This is a genomic window from Flavobacterium sp. UBA4197 (assembly GCF_002379575.1).
Lineage (GTDB): Bacteria > Bacteroidota > Bacteroidia > Flavobacteriales > Flavobacteriaceae > Flavobacterium > Flavobacterium inviolabile.
In genome coordinates this window covers 77126-101646 of sequence record NZ_DFUB01000007.1, presented here as the reverse complement: position 1 = coordinate 101646, position 24521 = coordinate 77126, and the positions used below count along the sequence as shown (strand labels likewise).

The window sequence follows — 24521 nt, the reverse complement described above, 5'->3', positions numbered from 1 at the left end:
TTAGTGTTCCATGTAAGCCTCAATTGGCGCGCAGGAACAAACTAAATTTCTGTCTCCGTAAGCATCGTCTACACGACGAACAGATGGCCAGAATTTATTTTCAGCAATATATTCTAACGGATAAGCTGCTTTCTCTCTTGAATAAGGGAATTCCCAACGATCAGTTGTCAGCATTGCCAGCGTGTGCGGTGCATTTTTCAATACATTGTTTGTATCGTCTGCTGTGGCTGCTTCGATTTCTTTTCTGATGGAAATCATCGCTTCACAGAAACGATCCAATTCTCCTAAATCTTCACTTTCTGTCGGTTCGATCATCAAAGTACCGGCTACCGGGAAAGAAACCGTTGGCGCATGGAAACCATAATCCATTAAACGTTTTGCAATATCGGTAACTTCAATTCCGTTTTGTTTGAAAGAACGGCAGTCCACGATCATTTCGTGAGCAGCACGACCGCATTCTCCGGTGTATAAAATAGGGTAATGCTCTTCCAGACGTGCTTTCATATAGTTAGCGTTCAGGATAGCAAACTGAGTAGCCTGTTTCAGCCCTTCTGCACCTAACATCGTGATATAACCGTAAGAGATCAGACAAACCAAAGCAGAACCGAAAGGAGCTGCTGAAATAGCAGTGATAGCCTGGTTGCCGCCTGTAGCAACTACAGGGTTTGTAGGTAAGAACGGAACTAAATGTTCGGCAACACAAATTGGGCCAACACCTGGTCCACCACCTCCGTGAGGAATCGCGAATGTTTTGTGTAAGTTAAGGTGACAAACGTCTGCACCAATAGTAGCTGGATTGGTTAATCCAACCTGAGCATTCATATTTGCACCATCCATATATACCTGACCACCGTTTTCGTGGATCAGTTTTGTAATTTCAATGATAGAACTTTCGTAAACACCGTGTGTAGATGGATACGTTACCATTAAACAGGATAAATTGTCTTTATGCTGAATGGCTTTTGCTCTTAAATCTTCTACATCGATATTTCCTTCCGGAGTGGTTTTGGTTACAATAATGTCCATTCCTGCCATAGCAGCAGAAGCCGGATTGGTACCGTGTGCGGAAGCCGGGATTAAACAAACATTACGGTGTCCTTCACCTCTTGAAATGTGGTAAGCACGGATTGCCATTAAACCGGCATATTCTCCCTGCGCACCAGAGTTAGGTTGTAATGATGTTCCGGCAAAACCGGTTACCACGTTTAATTGTTGTTCCAGTTTTTTAAGCATGGTTAAATAGCCTTCCGCCTGATATGCCGGAGCAAAAGGGTGGATGCTGTTCCAGTTAGCCATACTTAAGGGTAACATTTCTGCCGCAGCATTTAATTTCATCGTACAAGAACCTAAAGAAATCATGGAATGATTTAACGCTAAGTCTTTACGCTCTAATTTTTTGATATAACGCATTAAAGCCGTTTCAGAATGATGGCTGTTAAATACGTCATGTTGTAAGAAAGAAGACGTTCTGATTAATTTCTCAGGGAAATGCACAGCGTTGTCTAATGTTGTTACCGTGATGGTTTCTTTTCCGGCTGCTTCAGCAAAAATAGCGATTACCAGATTGATGTCGTTTAAAGAAGTGGTTTCATTAAAAGAGATCGAAATAGTATCGGCATCGGCATAGAAGAAGTTAACATCGTTTTTCTCAGCGATTGCTTTCACTTTGGCAGCATCGGCTTTAACAGCGATAGTGTCAAAGAAAGCTGTGTTTAGCTGGCTGATGCCTAATTTTGTTAATGCATTGGCAGTTGTAGCTGCTGCTGCATGAACTTTTTCGGCAATATATTGTAATCCTTTTGGTCCGTGATATACGGCGTACATTCCGGCCATTACAGCTAATAATACCTGAGCGGTACAAATATTAGAAGTCGCTTTTTCACGTTTAATGTGTTGCTCACGTGTCTGTAAAGCCATACGAAGCGCACGGTTTCCGTTAACGTCCTGCGAAACACCGATAATACGTCCCGGCATACTGCGCTTGTATTCTTCTTTAGTTGCGAAGAAAGCTGCGTGAGGTCCTCCGTAACCCATCGGGATACCAAAACGTTGTGAAGTACCCACTACCACATCAGCACCTAATTCTCCCGGAGAAGTCAGTTTTACCAAACTTAAAATATCAGCAGCAACCGCTACTTTAATTTCTTTGGATTTACCCGTGTTAATAAAACCGGCATAATCATAAACCTGTCCGTATTTACCTGGATATTGTAATATCGCTCCGAAGAAATCTTCAGCGAAATCAAATGTTTCGTGATTACCAACAACTAATTCAATACCAATTGGCGTTGAACGTGTTTCTAAAACCGATAAGGTTTGTGGTAAAATTTCTTCTGAAACGAAGAATTTGTTGGCATTATTTTTCTTTTGATCTCTTGTTCTTACATCAAACAACAAAGCCATTGCTTCTGCTGCCGCTGTTCCTTCATCAAGAAGAGAGGCATTTGCAATTTCCATTCCTGTCAATTCAATTACAGTAGTCTGGAAATTCAATAAAGCTTCTAAACGACCCTGGGCAATTTCTGCCTGATACGGCGTATAAGCAGTGTACCATCCCGGGTTTTCGAAAATGTTTCTCTGGATAACCGGAGGAACGATAGCCGGATGATAGCCTAAACCGATATACGATTTGAATACTTTGTTTTTAGCACCCAATTGCTGGATGTGTGTCAGGTATTCGTATTCGGTTAATGCCGGGTCTAATTGTAAATCATTTTTTAAACGGATTCCGTCGGGGAAAGTTTCATAAAGTAGTTGGTCCATGTCCTTAACACCAATGGTCTTGAACATGTGTTGAAGGTCGCTCTCTCTTGGACCTAAATGTCTTAAAGCAAATGCATCTGTTCTCATCAGTTCTTATGTACTGTTTATAGGCGTTTGAAGTATCTGAAATACAAATATGTCAAACGGTAATTAAGTTGTGTATTTAAGCGAACAAAAATAGCTATTAATCTCTTAATAAAGTTCTTTTTTAACGCCATTTTTTACCGAATTTTCAACCAAATACAATAGTTGTTAACATATTGATTATTTTTGTAAGTATGCAACTACTCAAGAAATTACTTGATTTTTATATAAACGGAAGCATTCATGTTGCCTTTGCTGTTTTTGCACTGGTACAAATGACCTTTCATTTTTTTCATATTCCGTATGATAATCCAATGGCAATGTTCGCTTTTCTGGGAACCATTGTGGGCTATAATTTTGTGAAATACGATGCGTTGGCGCGTTCTAAAAAGCTGACAATGAGCAGGCAGCTCAAAGCAATAGTGCTGCTTAGTGTTCTGGCTTTTGCCGGCACAATTTATTATTTCTTTTTGCTGAAAAGGCAAACGCAGCTACTGGCTTTCGGGTTCCTGTTGCTAACATTGCTGTACACACTGCCTTTCTTTCCGAAACTCGGAAATGCAAGAAACTGGGCCGGGGTTAAGATCTATATTGTTGCCTTTTGCTGGGCCGGAATTACACTGTTTCTGCCCATTTTTAATGCCGATCTGCCGCTTTCCCAAGATGTGTTTCTAAAATTCTTCCAGCGTTTTTTACTGGTCATTATCCTGATTATGATTTTTGAGATAATCGACTTAAAAAATGACGACCTTTCTTTAAAAACGGTTCCGCAGCGCCTGGGTGTTTATAGAACAAAAATGCTGAATCTGTTTTTACTCATTCCGTTTTACTGTCTCGAGTTTTTTAAAAGCGATTTTCAGATTATCCAGCTTTGGATTAACCTGATACTGATAGCGGTAATTGCCCTTTTTACCGTTTTTTCAAGTCCGAAGCGTTCGGAATATTATACTTCTTTTTGGGTAGAGAGCATCCCTGTTTTCTGGTGGATTCTCGTTTTGGTTTTTGCTTAGTTGAGGAATATTCTTACTTTTTGTAGGTTTTACTTGTTTTGTTTTTAGCGTATTAATGCGCTGTTGCAGCCATTTTTATCTTGATAAGTTTGGAAGACAATAAAAACGAATAAAGTGAGCCGGTATGCACTTCAACAAAACGGGGCGGAAACTGAAAAGCCTATGAGTAAGTAAAAAAACCAAATCGAAACATTATGGAAGTAGAATTAGTATCAGTATCGGAAGGAATGGTTATCAAAGCCTTTGGCGGCGATGGCGGTTCGGAATTTGCGGCAGATTATATTCAGTCAATTGGAATATATGCCGGGAAAGAGGTAGATTCAATTACAATAAACGGAAAGAAACACGGCGGTGGCGGTGGCGGAGATACCGGAACATTAATTTTAAGTTCTGATGAATATATTTCAGAAATAACCATCCGTTCCGGAGCACGTATCGATAAATTAATGCTGACAACAAACAAAGGAAGAACCATCGGCGGCGGCGGCGGTGGAGGCGGAGAAACCGTTCTTAAAGGAATACGTGTAGTCGCCATTGGCGGTAAATCCGGTTCCAGAGTTGATAAATTGAGAATAACGTATGTTGAAGATTATAAGCCTTCAACGCTGATTGAAAAGAGAGGCCGTTTTATTATCGGTTTTACACCACAGGGAACCGTTCTTAAAGAATATACGGAATCGACATCAAATACTTCCGACAGTTATGAGAACATTACCAGTACCATGCTTAGCCAGCAGTATAATGCCAGTGTTGAAGCCGAGTACTACGCTAAAGTGTCCTTTGCTACCGAAATTAAGTATGAAACAACGCAGTTAACCACTGTTAAAAGAGAACTTTCCACACAGCTTGTTAACCAGCAGTCGAAAGAAATTACAATTGCTCAGGGAATGGTAGGCGTTCTTTTACTGAACGGAAGCGTTATGCAGGGTTCAGACGGCGTGTACTGGATGTTTCCAAACAGCGTGCTGAGTTATGCCGTTATCGCTGTTACAGATTATCAGAATGTACTGGATCATTATGATTTAACAGGAGAGCTGTCTACGCAGATGCCGGAACTGTTGAAATATAAGACCGAAAAGAATGATTACGTTTTTTACCAAAAAGCACCCTTGCGTTAATTGATTTCCAGTTAACAACAGCTGTCATACAGCTACATATCTTAAAACCACGATGTTTATTCGTGGTTTTTGTTTTTAATTAAGGATAAGGATTTGATTCCCGGATGGTTTCTTTCCGGCATCCGTTTGTTGCGGTGTTTCACAGCAACAAACGGTTATGATAACAAGGTGCTTAACTTTAAAACAAGCAAACCGGTAAATACGGAAGCGAACAGCAGAAAAAGGGCATTCATAAAATAACTTCCGATTTTAAAGTGGATTTTCTGAGGGATTTCATACATAGGATAATAGGCAATTTGTGTCGCCACTTTACCCACCCAGTAAGCCGCTATTAAGGCTGTAACAGCAAAAGCCAACCGGGTGTTTTGCTGCAGGTCTTCCCGGAGAAAGATGGTAATGATGCCAAAGGAAAAATTCAGTCCCTGTATATACCTGCCGTATGTTTTGGCAATTTCCTGGTTGAGCGGTTTGAGTTGCTTAACATCGTTGTACCAGTCAAAAACCTGGTGCCGGATATACGGATATATCATAGCGGTAAAAATCTGGCCTGTTCCGGCAGCTATCCATAAGCCGTCTGGTATCTGAAAGTTCATGATTTATGCTTTAAAGATTATTTTTTCCTGCTGTTGTGCCTCTCTTGCTTTTCTTTTACCTCTGAAAAAGAAATATAAATTGATGAATAACATGATGCCGAGATAAATGGCAAAACCACCTATTTTATAGCTCAACAACTCGATCAGGGTTTGATAGGTATTGTCATAAACATCCATTTCCAGGATCATAAGGGCAAAGCCAATGTTTAAAAGATAGAATCCGGTTTCGAATAATTTGTTTGTGGCTTCGGCAATTTCTTCCCGTCCTTTAAAAATGTCCAGCATGTAAATTTTTCCGTTTTTAAATAATGTTTTAGAAACATAATTATAATCGCGAAATCGAAAAGTGATAAATTGTAAATTGGAATGTGCCGTTTTTTGGTAAATAATCGCGTTTTTGATAAATCGCGTTTGAGCGGCAAATATACTTAAAACTTTAAAACCCGTTTAAACATAATTTAAAAGCCCCATATTGGGGCTTTTTAGGTACTTGGAGAGCCGTACTGCTCAATCATTAGTAAATCAGGCTTAAACACGTCTTTAACGTCTGTATTAGGCTCAAAAGTGCTAAATTCTTTCCGCTGCGGCTTCTTTTTAATTATTCCCCGGTGAATGTCTGTAAGAGCTTGCTCTATAAGTTGCAGCCCCATTGCCTGTAGCTCATGTTCCCACAGCAATTTTGCGGCCTTTTTAGGCTCCATAGCGTACGTTTTTGGGTCAATAAAGCAAAAATCCTGATAGGCAATATCGCCTCTGTCGATTCCGTCATTTAACCAAAAAACAGTTCCACCGGTTATTGCGTCGCGCATTCGCACCGCCCATTCAATTGACGAACGCCCACGGTGGCGAGGTAATAAACTAGGGTGGTAACCAATCCACCCGATTTTAGCTTTATACCTTGTCTTACGCCCTATATAGTCGAATGAATGAGCCGTTATTCCTATATCGACGTTATCCGGTAAAGTGTCACCCGTCAAAGTTCCCGCCGGTACATGCTTAATTCCGAAAGTATGAGCGGTTTTAGTTAGATACTTATCGTCTATTGGCGAGCAAACGCCCACAATCTCGATAAAATCTAGCCTATTGCATAACGCAAAGACTTGTTCGCCAAAATATTTTTGACCTGATATAAAAACCTTTAATTTTTTCATTTTCCTAAATATTTGAATGCTTGAATTGCTCTAAAGTGGCCGCCATAACCGCAGCCCTGAATACCGCCTTTTTTTCCTGTTTTTTCAATACTTTTTATGCTTCGCGTCTTATTGGAACCGTATAATTTTGCCCCTGTTTGTTTCCATAATTTGGAGTGGCGTAAATACCCGCATAATTGGGGGTGTGAAGTATGAAAAAAAGTGTGGTACTTATGCCCACACCGACCGTTGCCCTCTAAATGATATTGCATCACCTCATTTAAAAACGCGGTTCCAACTCCCGCGCCTTGCCATTCGGGCATAACAACGAGGCGCGTTGCCCGGTATGCCTTTGCCGTAAACAAAGGCGTAACCGCTAAATGGGCGACAAGCTCACCGTTTACCGTGGCAACAAAATACTCAGCGGCCGGCGGGTGAGGTAAATCTAAATAATAATGCTCTTTAAAATATTTCCAATAAGTGCCGTTTGTCTTCCAAATGTCGAGTTTAATAGCCGGTCGTTTTTGGATTTTTTTTTTACTTCACCGGTTCGGGTATCGTAGACCCAATCCGGTTGCAGCCATTCAACAACATCGTAATGACAGGAAAGCAATACAATTTGTTTGCCGGTATTTCGCCTCCATGATTTAGCAAAAGCTGCCGCCCCAATTTGCGCAATTTGGCGATCTACGACGCTCGTAAATTCGTCAATTACTACTTTGTCCGGGGCGTCACAGATTAACCGGGCTAATCCGGCGCGGTATTGTTCACCGTTAGATAAAGCTCCGAAAGGTCTAAGCCACGCCGGTACATTACCTAGCCCAACGGCGGACAATGCTCCCGTAACTTCATTTAAAGGTTTTTCCGGGGCGATATTTTCAACGATAGGTAAATTATTATCCCAACCCGAATAAAGGTCGTGTATAGCCTCATTTGGCCAAATCTGTTTACCTATTGACGTTTTGCCGGAGCCTGACGAGCCTACAATAAGCCCGATTTGCCAATCTTGCCCCTCAATCGGTAATTCGGCCGTGTGCTTCCATTCGTGGCCATTTTCAGCGTTAAATAATGATTTTACTTTTTGTGCGCGAAAGCTGCTAAAATTTTTAGAGCTGTGGTTTACTTCAATTCTCATACGCTTACCACTTTTAAATCATTAAATCCCATTTCTTTAAGTTTGTCGAAAATTTGTTTTTGTTCGACCTCGTTACCGCATTTCACAATTACGGCGTGTTGTTCTTTGTAATTAAAACTTGCCATTCGTTTTTGATTGATGATTGATTTTTTAAAATTGATGGTTATATTTGCAGCTCCTACGATAATTTATAAAATAGCAAAGCCACAACATTAGAAGACTTATGTCCTCCAACGCTGTGGCTTTGTGCTATAATAAATTACCGTAGGAAGTATTTATTTGTTGGAGGGCTTTTTTCAAATCCCCCTCCCGGATTTTTTCTTTTATTTTCCGCCGTCTGGAATTTCCGGAAACTCGGTAATTTGATCAAAGTGAGTGACCTCAAGATATGCGCCCTCAAAGATGTTTTCAATTGAATCTGAACCGTCAAATCTATTTCTTACTCGAATTTGGTTAGCTTCATAAGTAATTTCTACAGCTTTTCCCTGATGATCAAGATTTGAAATAATCGCGGTTGTGTTGTATTTGTGATAATTTGGAAACATAATTGACCATGAAGTAGAATCGATTTGTTGTACTGTAACTTGACCGATCGTATTTTTTAACTCAAAAATTTCAGGAACACAACCTTGACGGTCAGGGTCAAGTTTTAACAATTTTGCTCTGTAGACTTTTTCGTGTTCCGTGGTTTCGGAGTCGTCAAGGTCTTTTAAGTAGTCAACAATTGCGTTAATTTCATTCGCGAAAAGAACGTACTTCTTTGGGGTATTTGCTACTGCCGCTAATTTTTCAGGGCTGTCTTGCTTAAAACCGATTTCATTAATTGTAATTTCTGCCATTTTATTATAATTTATTAGGGATTAAAAATTCTGCTGTTTTTTGGTACTTTACCGATTTGTATTCTTTTGTTTTAACTTCAAATTCATTTTCTAATGTTTCATAGGGCTCCTCTATTTTTTTTAACACCTCTATTTTACAGCAAATAGAGCACAGCTCATTTAACAATTTGTCTAACTTTATCTGTAATTGATAGTTATTGTATTCTGACTCGTAAACACGCATTTGAGCACAGCTTACCTGGTGTAATTCACCGTCAACAATTTCTAAAGGGCATACGCCAAAAATAAAATCAGGTATTTTATCCTCCGGTAAAACCAGCGGATCATTATCGAGTCCTAAAAAAGTTAACTCATTGAAACAATTTGCCACACTTTCCCATTGAATAAATGGTTTGTGGCCAAGTTCTGTGGCCTTGTAATATATCATAGTGCAATTATTAAATATTCAAATCTTACGTTTTGCTGACCGGAAAATGGCTCATACGCGCCAAGCCTAAATCTTGTGGGTTCATGGCCGGCCGTAAACCAAACTAATAAATCTTGGGAGGCGTTTCCCATAGGTCTAAAAGAATGAAAAGTACCTAACACCATGTAATTACTTGTACCCACGTTAGGAAAATTTATATAAACCGTTGCCGTTGTGTCATTAGGAAAGTCGCCCAAAATCGCCACCCCTTTATGCAAATAATTAAGAATATTTGTGGGCTTATTTTTTATAAAAGATGCACTGGCAGAATTTACGGTATTCCAATCCGGTTGTACATTTTTTTGGGCGCCCTCCTCAATACTGTTTAGCTTCTGTAATAGCGCAAGCGTAAAATTATAATCCGTGTGGACATAAAGCGGGTCTATTACAGTAGCAAACGGCAGTTCAAAACTGGAAAGTTCTTTTATTGTCTTTAGTTTGGTTAATTCAGAAAAGTTAAATAAATCAATTCCGCCTGTTCCACATTTTGCGTAAATTGTTCTATATGCCGGTAAGCTGTCGAGTTGTAGGTCATTGTCGGCGTCAGTGTTGTATAAAACGTTTTCTATTTCCTCAATGATTGTAACCGTGCCCGTAAACGAGCCCCCAACAAAAGGGATTATCTCCCCGTTATACGAAATAAATCCATCGGAAACAGTTACGCCGTGCGAGTTAGAGTTATTAATCGTAACGCCCGTTATAATAGTTTTATCTCCCGCTAAATGGGCAAGCGCGCCGAGAGGTTCGCGAAAGGCGTCTTGCACAAATCGCCATGTTTTGTTCGTACCCGGAAAACCTGATGCCGACACAATCAGTTTATTACCTAAACCCATACAATTAAATAGTTTTTAACATACAATTTATAATAGTCGAGCTGCGCTCTAATTTTAATCAAATAAGCATTTTCCTCTTGGTCATTGCTTGGTTTTAAATCTCCGGGAATCAACACTAAAAAATCTGCACCGTCGCCTATAAATTCGCTTTCTTCCCGGTAATACACCGGCTTATTATCCGGTTCCTCGTAGTGCATAACCGGTTTGTTTTCTTCGGGTTCATAAAACCAAATAGGCTCACGCAAAACGGCGTTAGCGATTATAATTCGCCTGTGGTTGTTATCAAATGCGTCATTTAACACCGCCTGCAAATAACAAATCTGGCTGTTATGGTTTAATTTGTAAAGAGCCTGTTTTCTAAACTCTAAAAACTCGAAATGCAACCATATAATCGGGGTAAAAAAAACCTCTAGTAGCCTTATAAACTTAAATTTTCGTAGAAATACCGGAAGATTAAGTATTATAAAAGTGCGCCAATTTATGTTGTACACGTTATCCATTATTCCGAATAGGGGATATAATTAATTAAAAGCTCATTTTCGTCTAGTTTCATGTATCCGGCGTCGGCTATTCTGATCTGTTGTATTATGCCGACGTTTTGCACATCTGTCGTCAAATAATCATAAATACCGTATTTGGAATAGGCTGCTATTACATCCGCTATTTTTACCCCCGGAACTTCTTTTAATCTATCTTCCAAATGCTGCAAAACCAATTTGCCGTTTTCAAAATCAATCGATTTTAAGTATTGTTTAATTTGATTTATTACCGGTGTTTGGTCGGTTCCGTCCGATCTTGATCCGTCGGCATTTAATACAAGTGCGTCGTAATGAATATTCAAGCGGATTTTTAACAAATCGGCTTCACCGGTTGTTATTTTTACAAGTGTTCCGGCGTCAGCGATATTTTGATTAAAATATACGTCCAATGCGGTAACCTGTTCCGGGGTTAATGGGCTATATTCTCCGTCAACTAATCGTACTACTTTTAATCGCAATGTTCCGTAACCGTTTTGAACTACCCTAATAGATGCCGCATTTGCAACAATACGTGCCCCTGATATTTGGGCATTGGACAAACCCGTTAAATCATAGTAATCAGTTTCCGGAACCAAAGGGACACCAAACATAAAATTGAGGGCTTTTTCGCGATACCATTTTGGGGTATGTATCCTTGATTCGGCAATACGTTTTTCCATTTCTTTTTTGAAAGTGTCCCAATATTGCTCTTGCACAAATTGTGCAAAAGCGATCACCCAAACCCAAAGCCTCCAAATTGCGACTTTACTGGTGCTACTGACGTCGGCTAAAGTTTGTTCCTGGTCTATTAAAACTTCCAAAGGCGAAAGCTCAACCGCCTGTGCTTTTGCGGACAAAATAGTTTGTTGAATTTGTTTTATATCTCTCGCCATTTTATAAACGTGTTGGTAGCTCATAGCATAACACAAATTCCGGCGCCGATTGGCTTTCTAATGTGCTAAAACCGGAAGCCGGTATTATTTTTTTATTTTGGTAAAACTCTACTATATCGTTGGCTTTTGCGGCTTCACTTGGTATGCGTAATACGTCACCCGGCGATAGCATTTCAGTTATTGCGATATTATTTTCTATGGCTATATTAATTATACCCTGAAGCGTCCCGCAATGTTGTAAGGAAAAATCTAAAAGGCTCTGATTATGTAGTAGCGTTTTTTGCATTTCTTAGCTGTTTATTTTCTCTTTTTAGTTCCGCAATTTCCCTTTCTAAGAGCTTAATTTTTCGATCGCGCATTGTTATTTCTGATTCTAAGACCTGTACTTTTCGGTTTGACATTGCCTCGAACTCTTGAAACCTGATTTCATAACGATTTTCTAATTCTTGAAACCGGATTTCGTAACGACTTTTTAGATCGTCGAGAAGCTCTTTATAATAGCCCGACAATTTTATGTCGTTGTCTATTTCTTTTGACTCATTTTCGGCATTCATACCGGTCACCTCGGCTTTTAGCTTTTTTCGGCCAAAGAACCAGCCAATCGCAGCGGCAATTAAAGTCTGTATGAATTCCCCGCCGTATTGTAGAACATAATCTTTCATGCTTTAAGTTATTGTTACGCTGTTTAAGTTACCGGTAACGGTTCCGCCGCCGGATGGGGCAATAAGCCCGCCCGTATAGTTGATTTGTAACTGTTTTATTTCCTCGATAATCGCCTGAGCAATTCGGTCGCTTATTCGGTCTAAAGACGCGTTATGATCAACTTCTTCCGTTTGCTCCGCCTCTAAAGCGGCTTTTATTTTGTTTTTTAATCTGATATGGTTTAAAGCCATTTTAAAATCATTTTAAAAGGTTATTAAATCGATTTTCAAGTTGAGTGAATTGTTCCCTATTAATTAATTTAATAGTCGGACCCGCATTGGTTGTAAACCTCATTGCCTTTATAGCCGCTATCAAATCGGCCATCACTTTTTTTAATGATTCGTTTTCTTTTTTTAGTAAAAAGCCCTCTTGGTCAATTTCAAATTGTACGTTTCCAATTTTTAAATCCAAGCTCTCAATTTCTGAATAAGCTTCTACATAAAGTTGTTTTAAATCTTCGTTTATTGGGCTTACCAGTACGGAGCTTCCAATTTTAGGAAAAAGAAAAAAGGCTTTTCCGGTTCCGTCGATTACAGATGATAGCCTCACTTTTGTATATTCGAGTTCGTCGTCTTTTACCGTACAAACTCCGGCCTCTTTTTGAACCGATATTACCTCGACGGGGAAAGTATCAACGTCTCTTTGCTTCAATTTTCTAAATGCGTCTTGTAATTCTTTCTCCATTATAATCTATTACCTATCGTTATTTTTCGTCGCGCTCCTCCGGTTCCAAATGTGGTAACCACTTTTTTGATAAAATAGTTGCCCTCTCGATTAGGATGTTCGCCGTCCAAAATTTTTGCTTTCATTCCTCTTGTGGCAAACGGAATTAAAAAACTTGTGATGTCGCCCTCGAATCCGTCATATTTTAATTTTTCAATTTCGGCTTTAGCCATTTCTTCCAACTTTTTAGTATCAGAAATTACGGAGGTATGGTACGTTCTTTGCTCCCCGTCAGGGTCGCCCACCTCAATACTTTGCCTTTTGTTATCCTTACCGATGTAGGTGTACTTTATTTTTATTTTCCGATCTTCTTTAGACTTAAATTCGAGATTGTTTTCGACCAGATTATAGTTTAAATCATAAACGACCGTTTGGCCAATGTTAGTAAGTTGTTGTAAGCCACAATATAACTTGCCGGAGTCATCAATAAATACGCTCATTAGTAAGTCCTTTTTGAAACTCTCCAAAACTTGGGCTCCGTTCGCGCCTTTAATAATCCATTTGTCCAGGTGTACCTCCGGAATATTATCGGCCAATTCAACGTTAGTATCTTTGACAACCTCCCGCAAAATCTCTTTCATCGTTGTGCTTTCCCAGCTCTTTGTAATATTCTTTCTACGGAGTAGCCAAAGCGCGTCCTCGCAATGAATTTCTAACGGAATTTTAGGGCTAATTTTTTTTACAAAGCCCGTAAATTCTACACCGGAATATATGCCCTCGTAGGCTAATGTGATTTTAACTTTATCCCCAATCTTAATAGCATCTTCCGTAAATTTTTGCTCATCGTTTTGTCGAACTTTAAAGCGAGTCGGTAATTTAATCACCGCCGTATCGCTCATTTCCTCAACCGATTTTGTAACCTCGATTTCGTGGATTGAGTTAAAAACGTAATCGCCTATTTCTACTTTAGAATCAAGTATGTACATTATGCCAATAAGTTGTTTTTTTCTGTGTCTTTTTCGTTCAAATCTGCGTAAAAATCTTGATCGCTTACGGCGGAAATAGAGTACGTTTGTAACCCCGATTCTCCCACCATTTCGTCAAACTTTGTTTCTAAAATAACAAGTTTCCTAACCCCGAATAATTCAAAAAAGGCGTTCGATTCAACCTCTAAAGCGTCGTTAATGTCGTGCATTTCTTTTAGCATTGCGACCTGATCAGCTGGGTATAAATCCGTATAATTTGGGTTAAAACAAACGCCCTTTATTGAAATTATATCGTCTTCAGCGCAGATGTATTCTTTAACCGTTCCTTTGCGATATTTACCTACTGTGGGCGTCTGTACAATTGTTTTTGATAAACCGATCGAAATTAGCGGCTCATTAGGCAGCTCAAAAATTTGTCCTTTATATGACAACTTTAGTTGCATGAAGTACTTTGCTCCGTTTAACTGTTTGCTGTTAATACCCCGCAAGTCCGGTAAATCAAACTTTTTTTTATTGCTTTTCCACCATTCAGGAAAATTCGGGCCGATATAATCAAAAATCGTACGGGCTGCTATCTCTCGTATATTAAATTCCGCCATTATCCTGTTTGCATTTGGTTTACACTATTCACGGCTCGCAGTAACATTTCCTGTACCTTTTCGCCTAAATTATTTAGCCCTTTTTCTGTACTTTCTACATAAATTTTAGTATCGTCTTGGAGCTTTTCAATGTTGATTGTTATGTGGGTTATTTTTGAACCGCCGGAAACAATAGAATCCTTTTTATCTTTTCCGTCCGTTTTATCCTTACCCAAACCGGCTCCTTTCTGTTTACTTAGGTAGTCATCATAAGCCGCCGTACTTCCGTCTTTTTGGCCAAGCCCGCTAAACTTATCTTTAATCCCTTTAAAATCTTTTTTAATCCCCTCGGTATCTACTTTTATAGCTATTTGGCCGAACTCGTTTTTAGCTTTACCGAAATTATCGTTCATCTTTTGGTAACCGTCGGCGACGGCCTTTTTACGGGCTTCAATGTCGCTATTGAGTTGGGCGAGCATTTTTTGATTTTCCGAGCTGTCGCCCATTCCCACGGCTTCTTTAAACTTGTACCAACCCATTTTAATTTTGTCGATGCCGTTCATTAAAGAGCTAGTTACGTTATTCCAATTTGCGCTGATAAAATTTCCGAATGTTTCCCACAATAGTTTAGCGCCGTTTACTGTATGCCTCCAACTATCTCCCCAACCGCTTGTGTATTTTATCACCATTCCAATTACCATGATCAGGGCTATAATACCAAGTACAATCCATGTTGTAGGATTTACAAGCATCAACGCGTTATAAATCCCGATTGCGTTATTCCAAAGCCACCAAGCGGCGGTTATTATCATAATCTCTCGTGCAAATGGGGAAAGTAACGTAATAACGTTGTTTAGACCAGTCGTAAACCAATCAACAACCAACAAGACGCCCGCCATTATATTACCGAACGTACCTAATATGTCGCTTACTCTTGAAATACCGAATGCAACTCTTATAAATACCTGTAGGGAAACCACAACGGGTTCAATCATTGCCCATAATAACTCAAACCATTTCGATACATACGGCAAGTAAATCGTTAAAAATTCTATTGCCTCACTGACTCCTATTAAAGCGGCGGTGAATAGCCCCGCTGATTCGCCGCCCACGGCCACTAAAAAGCTGTTCCACTGGTCTTCTAAATTTGATATTTTCCCCCCTAATGTTTGTGATATTGCTTCCATTGAGCCCGCGACGCCCGTCATTTCGCCGTATTGGATTAATGCGTTTCGGATGGCCGACTCATTGTTGTTTATTTCTTTTGTAACGCCCTTAAAAGCGAGTGTAACTTTCTCTCCGTTTTTACTGGCCTTTATTCCAAATTCTTTTAGCCTCTCAAACTCCCCGGATTGGGCGTCAAGTATGGCCTCTGTAAGTTGGTCGAAACTTTTACCTTGTGAACTGGCTAAATCACCGAGTTTTGTTAATTCCTGTGTTGTGGGGGCGAATCCCCGGTTCACTAACTTTACAAACGCCCCGGTTAGCTCGTTTAATTGGAAAGGCGTTTTGGCCGCAAAATCAGTAAGCATGTTCAGCGCGGCGGCTCCAATTGCGTCCGATTGAAAAGTATTTGCTAATACAGCGTTGAACTTTTCATATTCGGAGCGCGCCTCGACGACCTTATGTGTAAAGGCAATCATTACACCGACGGCAAAAACACTCGCGAGTAATGATTTTATTCTACTGTAAGTATTAGCCATATTTGAGGCCGCCCGTTGGTTTTGGGATATGGAGTTTGTCAAATTAGCGATCGAGCTACGCACCCCGCCAACGGATTGGGCGACATTTCTTAGAGTGGCCGAAGCCATATCGCGCATTTTTACCACAAATTCGTATGCGTTCATCTTTTAACTTGGTTGGGAGCTTTCCTTTTCGTTTGTTCTTATATAATGGAGGTTTTGTATTTCCTCCGCCCATTCCTCGTCGTCTAAAATGCTTGGGTTTGGGACGTGTAGATAGTACTTTAAGTAGGCGTCATATAGTCTAAAGTTGATATATTCGGCCAACTTAAAGGCTGAGGCGTCATTCTTATCGATGACCGCCTCGTTTAGAGCTTTTTTATTGTCGCTACTTTTTTATTTTGCAATTTTTCGATTGCCTGATAAAGCGGAAAACGGATTTTCGCGTTTTCTTTGTCGTTAAAAGCGTCGTCCTTCTCAACACAAATACGCTCGAATAATTTTTCTTGCGTAACAAAGGCTTTATTCGACGGGTTTTTCTTTTCCGCAATCTTTATGTCATCGCGGCCAATGATCCTAACTTTACATTTTGCCTCGCCAATGGTAATAATTGACGCGTTACCGTCTGGAGTAATTTCGGCGTCGTCATAAATAAAGAATTCTTTTAGCTCTTTTCGCGCTGCAAAGAAATACTCATCAACGGTTTTAATGTCTTCATCACCGCCAATGAATAGAGTATTTAACATAACTTCTCCGAAAGCAATCTCCCCGTCGTTTTGTAACGCGGTAAACGCTCTTTTGAAATCGGCCATTTTTGGCAACCGTAAGTATGCCGTTTTATCTTCTACCGGGAGTAAATAAACCTCCCCGTATTGTTCTTTCCACTCTTGAATTTGTTTTTGTGTCATTTTTAAAATTGTTTAAAAAGCCGTCCGGTTGAACGGCTTGTGTAATTGAATATTTGATAGTTTATTGTTGGGGCTTAAATTCTAGTCCCATGAACGGTAATTCAACTAGCATATTTTTGTCGCCCTGTTTCATACTTTTTTTATACTCTAAAAATTCGCAGGTCTTAATAATGTCTGTTACCGTTGGGTCGGTTGCCGACGCGGCATAAGTCCACACGATGTCAAATTCAATAGAGAGAACATCTTTACCCGGTGCGTCTTGTATCATTGATTCAAGCTCACTTTGCCAAACGGTTAATTTACCCTCAACGCCGACATTTCCCCGTAAAATTTTGTGGCCTTTTTTACCTCGCCCCCTCAATACCTCTTTATCCTGTTTTACGGTACATTCAATGTCCGTAACCCCTTCAATTATTCTGCCTCCAATTGCAATTGTGATGTCATTCCACCCGTATTGCCTGCTGCTATAACTTTCCGCCATTTTAGTCTAATTTTGTAGTGAATCCAATGTTTATAGTGATAAAGTCGCTATAACCAACAGGTAACAACTGTAATTCTATTACGACATTTTCCGTAGTTAGTACGTTCTGTTTTTCGTCAATAAATGCCTTCACGCTTGAGAGCTTACCTTGTTGTACCATGTTTTGACCGATATTACTTTCGATCTTGTTTTGCCAGCCTTTAATAATCGCCGGGTGTACGGTTCCCGATTCTGTTACCGGTATTTCGTCCGACAATTCTTCAATCATGGTATCGTATGCAATTAATACCGCCTCGTCCATAACCATACCACGCGCTTGTGTTTTAAAATCATCTGTCGGGAGGGTGAGCGTTTGATCACCGGTAAACCAGTAGCCGGAGCGATTAGCAAACCCACGTAAAAAGATGTAATTCTTTTTTGCAATAGCGTCCCAAGTAGTGTCTAAAGTTTCGACCGGTTCCCCGTTAGTAAAATATGCGGTAAGCGTTTCAACCGCCCCGTCTTTTACCCTTGAAACTTTCCTTTGGCTTGGGATTACGGCCGACCTCCCCAAATACATCCCAATAGACGCATCTTTGGAGCCGTCATTATTGGCCAGTAAAATAGATACCCTGTTAAATTCAGTCGTTGCGTAGTCTTTTAGATCGGCGACAACCCCCGAAAACTTATTACCGGAAATGATTGTTCTAACCGGGTAATATCTTTGGGCGAAGTCATCCGCTAAAGCCTGAGTTTTCGGTACGGCCAAATGCACGTCTTCGTCTAATCCGTCGGTTATGGTTTCTCCGGATCCGGGTTTTTTGACAAATCCTAAAATCCTGATTTTCCCTTTTGCGTCGGATAACAGTTTTTTTGCATAGGAATTTGTTAAATCCGCCATTTCAGTTAATGTTACGGCGGCAGGAACAACCATAAACCACAACTCCGCACCTTTTTTCGCTTGTTCATAAAATGCCGCGATATGCTTATGCGCAAAAGAGTTGGTTCCTGTAGCTTCTATACCTAAATTTTCGGCTTCCTCAAGCGAAAAAATTTGATAAGAGATACCGGTAGTTACTTTATTTGTTCCCGATATAGTAGCACCGGTTAAAATGATCCCCGGTATTTTTAGGATTTCAGCCGTGGCAAGTCCTAAACCGTTTTTTGAGATGTTAAATTTTATGTTTGGTAAACTCATACGATTTTAAAAAATTAAGTAAATAACCGGCCACAAAGCCGATAAAAAACGCGGCAAAAACATGGAATAGTGAAAGCCCCGATTTGCTGTTAATATTTGTGTCGCTTTTGTTGTGTTGGCTAAAGGTTTCTCTTTGAAGCTCTTTTTTTATTTTGGCAACAATAGCCAAGCTGTCACACGTTGCAGTCGCCTGTAATGTGTCGCCAACAATCTTAATTTTAACTTTTGCCTGGCCGTTGGTTTGCGTATATATTTTTGGCTTTAAAATGTCTTTTAAATCGCCTTTAAATCCTATTTCACTGACGGGGATTTTAAGGCTCGTTTCGGCCTTTGGGGCAAAAATTGTAGTGTCTTTATACGTTACGGTTCTCTCGTTTGTAGACTTTGTTTCGTTTTCTGTTTTTTGAATTTCCTGCCGCATTGTCCGGCAGGAAATCATTAAACAACTAAAACAAAACACTAATAACATGAGTGCTTTTTTAAACATCTTTATACTCGTTTTTTGCGTTAAAACTTGGACACGCTTTTGCCACATTTGGAAAATCTCGGTGGCCTTGTATTACCGCATTTGGAAATTTCTTTTTTAACTCTTTTAAAAGCTTTAATAAGCTCTCTTTCTGTTTTGGAGTCCTGTTATCCATTGGCGCTCCTTTGGCGTCAATTCCACCTAAATAGGCTACATTGATAGTTTCACTATTATAGTTTTTTACGCCGTTTGATACTTGCTCAATGGGTAACAATTGGACTGCGTCACCGTTAGGTAGGATAATAAAATGATAGCCGGGCATCTTCCAACCTAAATTGTTTCTCCAGTAATTCTGTATGCTACTGATTGTCGTTGTTTGGGGGGTTGCTGTGCAATGCACGGCTATAAATTTTATTTTTCTCATTATTCTTCGGTGTCTTCTTCGGTTTCTACTTCAATATAGTTTGGGTTTTTATGGCACTTTGCCGGTTCTTCGCCTAATGTTTTGGCGTGGTCATTAGCAAATTTTAGGTTTGTAAATAGAAAATCGTCAGGAGTTGTATATACTTGTTTTGCTTTCGGATTCTCAGTAAAAAACGTGGTTACTTTTTCTTTAAGTGCCCCCGTAACTTCGGGGGCATTTTCTTTTTTTTTCTGTGCCATACTTTATAGGATTGCGCCTAAATATTTAGGGTTATTAGCTCGAATATTCCCCACTAAGGCTCGTTGGGCAAATGAAATCTCGTCTGCTTGAGAACTTGCCGCGCCTAACGTTGCATACATTTTGGTATCCCCGAAACATCTAAATACCTCGTCTGAACACCATGTAAAAGAGGCTTTTTTGTCCCCGGCTTCTTTTACAGAGCCATAAGGTTTTTTAGCTCCCGCGGATGTATAAAGTGGATTTTTAGAATATCTCCACAGCTTAAACCCGTAGATTTCCTTTGTCTGCAAAATTTCTTTATACAGAGTTTTGTTTTCCTTTTTGATACGCGCCATGTGTTCGGCGGTTAAGCAGATATTTAGATTCTCTGTTAAATCTAAATCCGCGTAGAACGCCTCTAAATCGATAATTGCGTCAATTACTGATGCGCTAGTATCTAAATTTGTAATTTTATTGTAGGCGTTATTTGTTGCGGGCGACCAGGAATACGCAGCTCTAACACCAATATTTTTAGCTAATGATGTTTTGTGGCGTTTGATTACTGACTGACGCTTTGGATAGGATAACTCAATTTCCTGTAATTCTCGGTGTCGGGTTCTTGACGTAGAGTATGTTTTAAGTACTACCTCGTTAGGAATATCCGTAATTGTTTGAAGCGGTAAATCGTCTTCGCTCCCCTCGAAGTAGTCTTCGTGAACATCCGGTTCAATCCCGGCCTCCGCCAAGTGTAATGTATTGTTTTCAACATACTCGGATTTATCCACAGATGCAAAAACGAAACTGGTATCAGGTACTGGGTTCTCTTGGAGGTCACCAGTCCACACTTCTTTTTGTAATGACATTTTTTATTTTTTAATGATTATTGATTATTTTTTTTCGACATGTCTAACACCTTTGGAATAATCTTTTGCCAGTTGTTCATATTTGGCCGGTTCCTCGTCTCTGATTTTTCCTAATTTTACGGTATCATATTTTTGTAAGTAGTCGAAAGTTTCTTCGACCGGTGTTGCGGTGCTATCGCCTTTTTTACCTAGTACAACCTCCTTAATAACTTGACTCGTGGCCGACTGGACTCCGGTTGCTTCTTTATCCGATATTAATTTTGTTAGGATTGCTTTTTGCCCCTCGTGGTCGCCGTTAAATGCTTTAATTTGGGAGGCGGTTAGGCTTTCCGGGATTAACCCTAGCGTTACGGCTTTACCCACTAATTCGGTTGCCTCGGCCGTTTTGATTCCGTTTAATTGCGTTTCTAATTCCGATACTTTTCGGTCGGATTCCTGTTTGGATAATCGTAACTGTTGTACTTCCCCTAACACCTTATCTTCGTGGCTATCTGCGGGTAAGGATAATGCTAATGCAATTGTTTTTAATTGTGACATATTTAGATTGTTTGAATTAACCTCTTTAAGTTTTATCGGTGCGCCACCTCTTGATAATCTGATTGCGCCGTCATTGCCGCCAATATCGACGATTGAAATCTCGACCAGCTTGCAAGCCGTTACGGTTTCGTAAACCTGTCCCGGCATCATTAAGTCCGGTTCTGATGACGTTGATTTTACGTCGGCGTACATTGAGGCCATACGGATATACCCTCGCTCAACTTTTCCGGCAATTGCGGCGGCAAATTCGTCGCCCATATCGAATTCAATTGTAGCAACTAAGTCTGTCCCTTTTTTCCAAAGTTTTACGCATTTCCCTATTACGGCCGTTCCTTTTTTATCGTCTTTTTTATCGAATTCTCTTTCGTGCATAAATAAGACAACCGGATTACGCATGTATTGTTTGTAATCAATTCCGTCAGTTAAAACCCGATAGTAGTACTCATTAACATTTTCGGTATTTATGATAAAATCGTAAGTCATTTACGGTCTGTTTTTGTTTTGATTTCTGAGGCAAAATTGAGTGGTTTTGAGGGCAAAAAAAAATCGCTTTCCAACGCTTGTACCCTTTAAATACAAGGGTTGTACTGTTTTTACACAACCCTTGAAATTGAAATTTTATAGTAGAAATTGAAAGCCGAATTTTGCTCTATGACAGATATAATTTTAGACGATAAAGGCGATTTAAGTTTCAAAAATGGAGACATCGAAATCGGGTATTCCGATAACCAGCACCAAGAGCATATATTACTTGCCAACAAAGGCGAGTACCGCGAGTTTCCGGAGCTTGGTGTCGGAATTGTTCAAATGCTAGACGACGACGACTACATGAGCGTACTTATCGAGGCTAAAAAAAATCTCGAATACGACGGCATGAAAATCAGTAACATAAAATTTGAAGAAAACGGAAACTTAACTATTGATGGAAAGTACAAATAAGAATAAAGGCGGGCGCTTAACCGCAGTTGAACGCGACTATAAGAAAAGCCAGGGGAAAGACTTGTATATAAAAGGATTTTCGATAACTAACATTTCTGAGATTATAGGGGTTGGTATTAAAACACTTTCCGGGTGGCGGGATAGTGACGATTGGGAGAAAGAAAAAGAGTTGAATAATATTAGGCCGTCAGAAATAAAGCGTATGATATTGGAGTATGTACGTGATTTAAAAAACGGTGAAACGCCACTATATAAAGCTGATGACCTTTCTAAAATTTCCGCGGCTTTCGACAGGCTAAATGATAGCCGTAAAAAAGCGGTCTATACTATGGAAAGTTTTGACGGTTTTTGCCAATTTATGATGGTACAAGCCGGTAATAATACCGGCAAAAAACGCGAGACTCATATAGACCTTTTAAAAACCGTTAGGCCATACTTTGATAAATATATAACGGAGCTTTTACAAAATGACTAAGACGGAGTTAAAGGATGCTAAAGAGCGTTATTTCCAACAGTCTAAAGTGATTCAATTATTGTCCTATCAATCATTGTTTAAGGAAAGCTCTCAGGAACAAGAAGACAGAATTAAACGACTTTTAAAACCCGAAAACTATTTGGAGTTTTTCGAGTATTACTATGGCGTAAATTCCGGTTTAGCTTTGGCCGATGCCCCATGTGCCAAATTTCATTTGGATAGTTATTTAAAAGTATTTAAAAACCCTTTAATAAAGCAGCAAAGACGTTGGTTTCGTGGCGCGGCTAAATCTATTCATACCATTGTCGGGAACCTTTCACATTTAAAACAGAACGGCGAGGTTAACTTCGGGTTGGTTATTGGTAGAACTGAGGGGCACTCAAAATTATTGCTATCCGATTTACAGCTCCATTTAGAGAGCAACGAACGGTTTATAAAAGACTTCGGTATGCAAATGCAATACGGCTCTTGGGCGGACGGTCAATTTGAAACCAACGACAAAAAATTCTTTATGGCGTTAGGTCTTAATCAGCCCTTTAGAGGGTTACGTAATAATGCCGATCGGCCGGACTGGGCGGCAATGGATGACTTGGAAGACAGAAAGCAAGCTAAAAATATTGAGCTTACAAAAGAGAATGTACAAAAACTTACCGGAGATTTAGGCAAGGCGGGACAAAAAGGAAGATTCCGACAAATAATGTGTAACAATTACATTGTAAAAGACGGTATAGTTGACGGGTATGCGGAAAAATATAAGGGCTCTAAAAATTTAGATATTTCCACGGTCAATTTGTGCGACAAAGATTTTAATCCGTCATGGCCGGAACGTTATACGAAACAGGAGTGTATCGATATTGTTAATGATACTGATTATCACACGAGCCAAAGAGAAGACTTTAACAACCCGGTTGAGGAGGGTAAACGAATTAAAGCCGAGTGGATTCACTATAAAAAAACGCACGGTAACCAAATACACAACGGACTTATTAGCCATTGGGATTTATCTTATTCGGATGAAGGGGATTATAAATCCGGTGCGGTTGTTTCAATAGACAAAGGGAGGGCGCACGTACTTAATATTTTTAATAGGCAAACGGCTCGACCTATTGCCATGAATATGCATTATGAATGGCAAAAAGAATTCAACCAAAAGGGGATGTCGATTATTTCTTTTTATGACGCGACAGCCTCACAAAAAGTTGTTTATGAACCGGATTGGTTAATTGCTTGTGAAGAAAATAACGCCGTTGACATTCCTTTCCCCGATCACGCGTCGGGGGACAAACATGACCGTATTGATGCAACTTTAACGAGTGCGTTTATGCGGGGGCTTATCACATTTGACGAAAAACTAAAGGGTACTCCCGATATGGAAAAAGCAATTGACCACATCTTATCCTTTGAAAAAGGGTGTAAAACTCCTGATGATATTTTAGATGTATTGGAAACCTGTGTAAGAAAAGGCCGCCTTTTATTCGGTTATTCAAAAAAAGAAGAAAATACCGGTAAACCTAAAATCGGTAAACGCAAAACAAAACGTAGAGTATAGCATGACACCACGTAAAGAACTATTTATAAAAATTCAAAAAGCATTGGCCGATAATATCCCCGAATTGGAGCTTGTGGACTTACAGCGGAAACAGTTTTCAAATCCCGAAAAGGGTTATCCTACTTATTGGACGGCGGCATTAATCAGTATCTCAAAAATTGATTGGGAGACTATGGTAGAAAATAAACAAGAGGGCGCCTGTACCGTTGAAATTACGCTTTATTGTAAAGACGGTTGGCTTGATCAGCATTTTGGAACCGGTGACGCCGAACACGGTTTAATTGAGGTTGACTTAATCGACAAAATAGTGGAAAATCTACAATTTTTAGAGGGTGACTATTTTCGAGTATTAGAATTGAGCGACGAAAGCTCCGGCGATGAAAGCGACGAAATTATGACCTACACGCTCACATTTACAACAAATATTTACAGGAGAATTAACCCTAAATATAAACGGGTTTCATTAACTATAAATCAACCAAATAATTAA

Annotated in this window: 32 protein-coding genes and 1 pseudogene; 6 read left to right on the top strand and 27 right to left on the bottom strand. The window is 39.7% G+C overall.

Features of this window, described 5'->3' with window-relative positions; all coding sequences use genetic code 11:
• A complete protein-coding gene (gcvP, locus tag B3394_RS04035; protein ID WP_286913235.1) occupies window positions 1-2850 on the bottom strand; it encodes an aminomethyl-transferring glycine dehydrogenase in 2850 nt (949 codons plus the stop codon).
• Between the two features lie 191 nt (window positions 2851-3041).
• On the opposite strand from gcvP, the gene B3394_RS04030 reads away from it, so the two are divergent.
• Together B3394_RS04030 and B3394_RS04025 are read left to right on the top strand one after the other, a co-directional pair.
• Window positions 3042-3857 (top strand): hypothetical protein, encoded by an 816-nt coding sequence (locus tag B3394_RS04030; RefSeq protein WP_286913232.1) that lies wholly within the window; start codon window positions 3042-3044, stop codon window positions 3855-3857.
• A 194-nt stretch (window positions 3858-4051) separates the two neighbouring features.
• A complete protein-coding gene (locus tag B3394_RS04025; protein WP_286913226.1) occupies window positions 4052-4975 on the top strand; it encodes a jacalin-like lectin in 924 nt (307 codons plus the stop codon).
• A gap of 155 nt (window positions 4976-5130) precedes the next feature.
• Here the strand turns inward: B3394_RS04025 and B3394_RS04020 are convergent, their stop codons facing one another.
• The 26 genes and pseudogenes from B3394_RS04020 to B3394_RS03900 all read right to left on the bottom strand — a co-directional run bounded on the left by B3394_RS04020 (window position 5131) and on the right by B3394_RS03900 (window position 21551).
• Window positions 5131-5568: a hypothetical protein gene (locus B3394_RS04020; RefSeq protein ID WP_286913218.1), complete on the bottom strand. Its 438-nt coding sequence runs from the start codon at window positions 5566-5568 to the stop codon at window positions 5131-5133.
• A gap of 3 nt (window positions 5569-5571) precedes the next feature.
• Window positions 5572-5892, bottom strand: a pseudogene (locus tag B3394_RS04015) (hypothetical protein); the annotation flags it as partial.
• Between the two features lie 158 nt (window positions 5893-6050).
• Window positions 6051-6719, bottom strand: coding sequence for a formyltransferase family protein (locus B3394_RS04010; RefSeq protein ID WP_286913216.1), 669 nt, complete (start codon window positions 6717-6719; stop codon window positions 6051-6053).
• Entirely contained in the window at window positions 6716-7198 is a 483-nt protein-coding gene (locus tag B3394_RS18135) for a GNAT family N-acetyltransferase (protein WP_414654254.1), read from the bottom strand. Before B3394_RS18135 ends, B3394_RS04010 begins: the two co-directional genes overlap by 4 nt.
• Complete coding sequence (locus B3394_RS04005) at window positions 7144-7833, bottom strand: hypothetical protein (RefSeq protein WP_286913213.1); 690 nt, start codon at window positions 7831-7833, stop codon at window positions 7144-7146. The genes B3394_RS18135 and B3394_RS04005 overlap by 55 nt, the downstream gene beginning before the upstream one ends.
• On the bottom strand, window positions 7830-7958 hold the full coding sequence (locus B3394_RS04000; protein WP_286913207.1) for a hypothetical protein: 129 nt from the start codon (window positions 7956-7958) through the stop codon (window positions 7830-7832). Before B3394_RS04000 ends, B3394_RS04005 begins: the two co-directional genes overlap by 4 nt.
• A gap of 198 nt (window positions 7959-8156) precedes the next feature.
• On the bottom strand, window positions 8157-8672 hold the full coding sequence (locus tag B3394_RS03995) for a hypothetical protein (protein ID WP_286913204.1): 516 nt from the start codon (window positions 8670-8672) through the stop codon (window positions 8157-8159).
• Between the two features lie 4 nt (window positions 8673-8676).
• Complete coding sequence (locus tag B3394_RS03990) at window positions 8677-9099, bottom strand: hypothetical protein (RefSeq protein ID WP_286913202.1); 423 nt, start codon at window positions 9097-9099, stop codon at window positions 8677-8679.
• Window positions 9096-9971: a hypothetical protein gene (locus B3394_RS03985; protein WP_286913200.1), complete on the bottom strand. Its 876-nt coding sequence runs from the start codon at window positions 9969-9971 to the stop codon at window positions 9096-9098. Before B3394_RS03985 ends, B3394_RS03990 begins: the two co-directional genes overlap by 4 nt.
• Window positions 9962-10168, bottom strand: a complete 207-nt coding sequence (locus B3394_RS03980; RefSeq protein ID WP_286913194.1) for a hypothetical protein — start codon at window positions 10166-10168, stop codon at window positions 9962-9964. Before B3394_RS03980 ends, B3394_RS03985 begins: the two co-directional genes overlap by 10 nt.
• A gap of 302 nt (window positions 10169-10470) precedes the next feature.
• Window positions 10471-11382 carry a hypothetical protein gene (locus B3394_RS03975; RefSeq protein WP_286913189.1) on the bottom strand — a complete coding sequence of 304 codons (912 nt, stop codon included), beginning with the start codon at window positions 11380-11382 and terminating at the stop codon, window positions 10471-10473.
• Between the two features lies 1 nt (window position 11383).
• On the bottom strand, window positions 11384-11668 hold the full coding sequence (locus B3394_RS03970; RefSeq protein WP_286913187.1) for a hypothetical protein: 285 nt from the start codon (window positions 11666-11668) through the stop codon (window positions 11384-11386).
• Complete coding sequence (locus B3394_RS03965; protein WP_286913182.1) at window positions 11646-12044, bottom strand: hypothetical protein; 399 nt, start codon at window positions 12042-12044, stop codon at window positions 11646-11648. The genes B3394_RS03970 and B3394_RS03965 overlap by 23 nt, the downstream gene beginning before the upstream one ends.
• Window positions 12045-12047: 3 nt before the next feature.
• Window positions 12048-12275, bottom strand: coding sequence for a hypothetical protein (locus B3394_RS03960; RefSeq protein WP_286913179.1), 228 nt, complete (start codon window positions 12273-12275; stop codon window positions 12048-12050).
• Window positions 12276-12282: 7 nt separating this feature from the next.
• A complete protein-coding gene (locus B3394_RS03955) occupies window positions 12283-12768 on the bottom strand; it encodes a hypothetical protein (RefSeq protein WP_286913175.1) in 486 nt (161 codons plus the stop codon).
• A complete protein-coding gene (locus tag B3394_RS03950; protein WP_286913172.1) occupies window positions 12768-13733 on the bottom strand; it encodes a late control protein in 966 nt (321 codons plus the stop codon). Before B3394_RS03950 ends, B3394_RS03955 begins: the two co-directional genes overlap by 1 nt.
• Window positions 13733-14332, bottom strand: coding sequence for a DUF6046 domain-containing protein (locus B3394_RS03945; RefSeq protein ID WP_286913168.1), 600 nt, complete (start codon window positions 14330-14332; stop codon window positions 13733-13735). Before B3394_RS03945 ends, B3394_RS03950 begins: the two co-directional genes overlap by 1 nt.
• A complete protein-coding gene (locus tag B3394_RS03940; protein ID WP_286913163.1) occupies window positions 14332-16158 on the bottom strand; it encodes a hypothetical protein in 1827 nt (608 codons plus the stop codon). The genes B3394_RS03945 and B3394_RS03940 overlap by 1 nt, the downstream gene beginning before the upstream one ends.
• 203 nt (window positions 16159-16361) lie before the next feature.
• Window positions 16362-16901 (bottom strand): hypothetical protein, encoded by a 540-nt coding sequence (locus B3394_RS03935; RefSeq protein WP_286913160.1) that lies wholly within the window; start codon window positions 16899-16901, stop codon window positions 16362-16364.
• A gap of 61 nt (window positions 16902-16962) precedes the next feature.
• Complete coding sequence (locus tag B3394_RS03930; protein WP_286913157.1) at window positions 16963-17382, bottom strand: hypothetical protein; 420 nt, start codon at window positions 17380-17382, stop codon at window positions 16963-16965.
• A 1-nt stretch (window position 17383) separates the two neighbouring features.
• Complete coding sequence (locus tag B3394_RS03925) at window positions 17384-18559, bottom strand: DUF2586 family protein (protein ID WP_286913156.1); 1176 nt, start codon at window positions 18557-18559, stop codon at window positions 17384-17386.
• On the bottom strand, window positions 18534-19028 hold the full coding sequence (locus B3394_RS03920; RefSeq protein WP_286913155.1) for a hypothetical protein: 495 nt from the start codon (window positions 19026-19028) through the stop codon (window positions 18534-18536). The genes B3394_RS03925 and B3394_RS03920 overlap by 26 nt, the downstream gene beginning before the upstream one ends.
• A gap of 10 nt (window positions 19029-19038) precedes the next feature.
• Window positions 19039-19449, bottom strand: coding sequence for an N-acetylmuramoyl-L-alanine amidase (locus B3394_RS03915; protein ID WP_286913150.1), 411 nt, complete (start codon window positions 19447-19449; stop codon window positions 19039-19041).
• On the bottom strand, window positions 19449-19688 hold the full coding sequence (locus B3394_RS03910; protein WP_286913148.1) for a hypothetical protein: 240 nt from the start codon (window positions 19686-19688) through the stop codon (window positions 19449-19451). Before B3394_RS03910 ends, B3394_RS03915 begins: the two co-directional genes overlap by 1 nt.
• A gap of 3 nt (window positions 19689-19691) precedes the next feature.
• Window positions 19692-20531, bottom strand: a complete 840-nt coding sequence (locus B3394_RS03905; protein WP_286913146.1) for a hypothetical protein — start codon at window positions 20529-20531, stop codon at window positions 19692-19694.
• Window positions 20532-20555: 24 nt separating this feature from the next.
• Window positions 20556-21551 carry a hypothetical protein gene (locus tag B3394_RS03900; RefSeq protein WP_286913141.1) on the bottom strand — a complete coding sequence of 332 codons (996 nt, stop codon included), beginning with the start codon at window positions 21549-21551 and terminating at the stop codon, window positions 20556-20558.
• A gap of 168 nt (window positions 21552-21719) precedes the next feature.
• Here B3394_RS03900 and B3394_RS03895 point away from each other — a divergent pair, with 168 nt between their 5' ends.
• From B3394_RS03895 to B3394_RS03880, 4 genes are read left to right on the top strand one after another with little or no spacing between them, the layout of a single operon-like run.
• Window positions 21720-22007 carry an oxidase gene (locus B3394_RS03895; RefSeq protein WP_286913137.1) on the top strand — a complete coding sequence of 96 codons (288 nt, stop codon included), beginning with the start codon at window positions 21720-21722 and terminating at the stop codon, window positions 22005-22007.
• The gene (locus B3394_RS03890) at window positions 21991-22482 is read left to right on the top strand and encodes a terminase gpP N-terminus-related DNA-binding protein (RefSeq protein WP_286913134.1); all 492 of its coding nucleotides are present in this window, start codon (window positions 21991-21993) and stop codon (window positions 22480-22482) included. Before B3394_RS03895 ends, B3394_RS03890 begins: the two co-directional genes overlap by 17 nt.
• Window positions 22475-24031: a hypothetical protein gene (locus tag B3394_RS03885; RefSeq protein ID WP_286913130.1), complete on the top strand. Its 1557-nt coding sequence runs from the start codon at window positions 22475-22477 to the stop codon at window positions 24029-24031. Before B3394_RS03890 ends, B3394_RS03885 begins: the two co-directional genes overlap by 8 nt.
• Before the next feature lies 1 nt (window position 24032).
• Complete coding sequence (locus B3394_RS03880; RefSeq protein ID WP_286913125.1) at window positions 24033-24521, top strand: hypothetical protein; 489 nt, start codon at window positions 24033-24035, stop codon at window positions 24519-24521.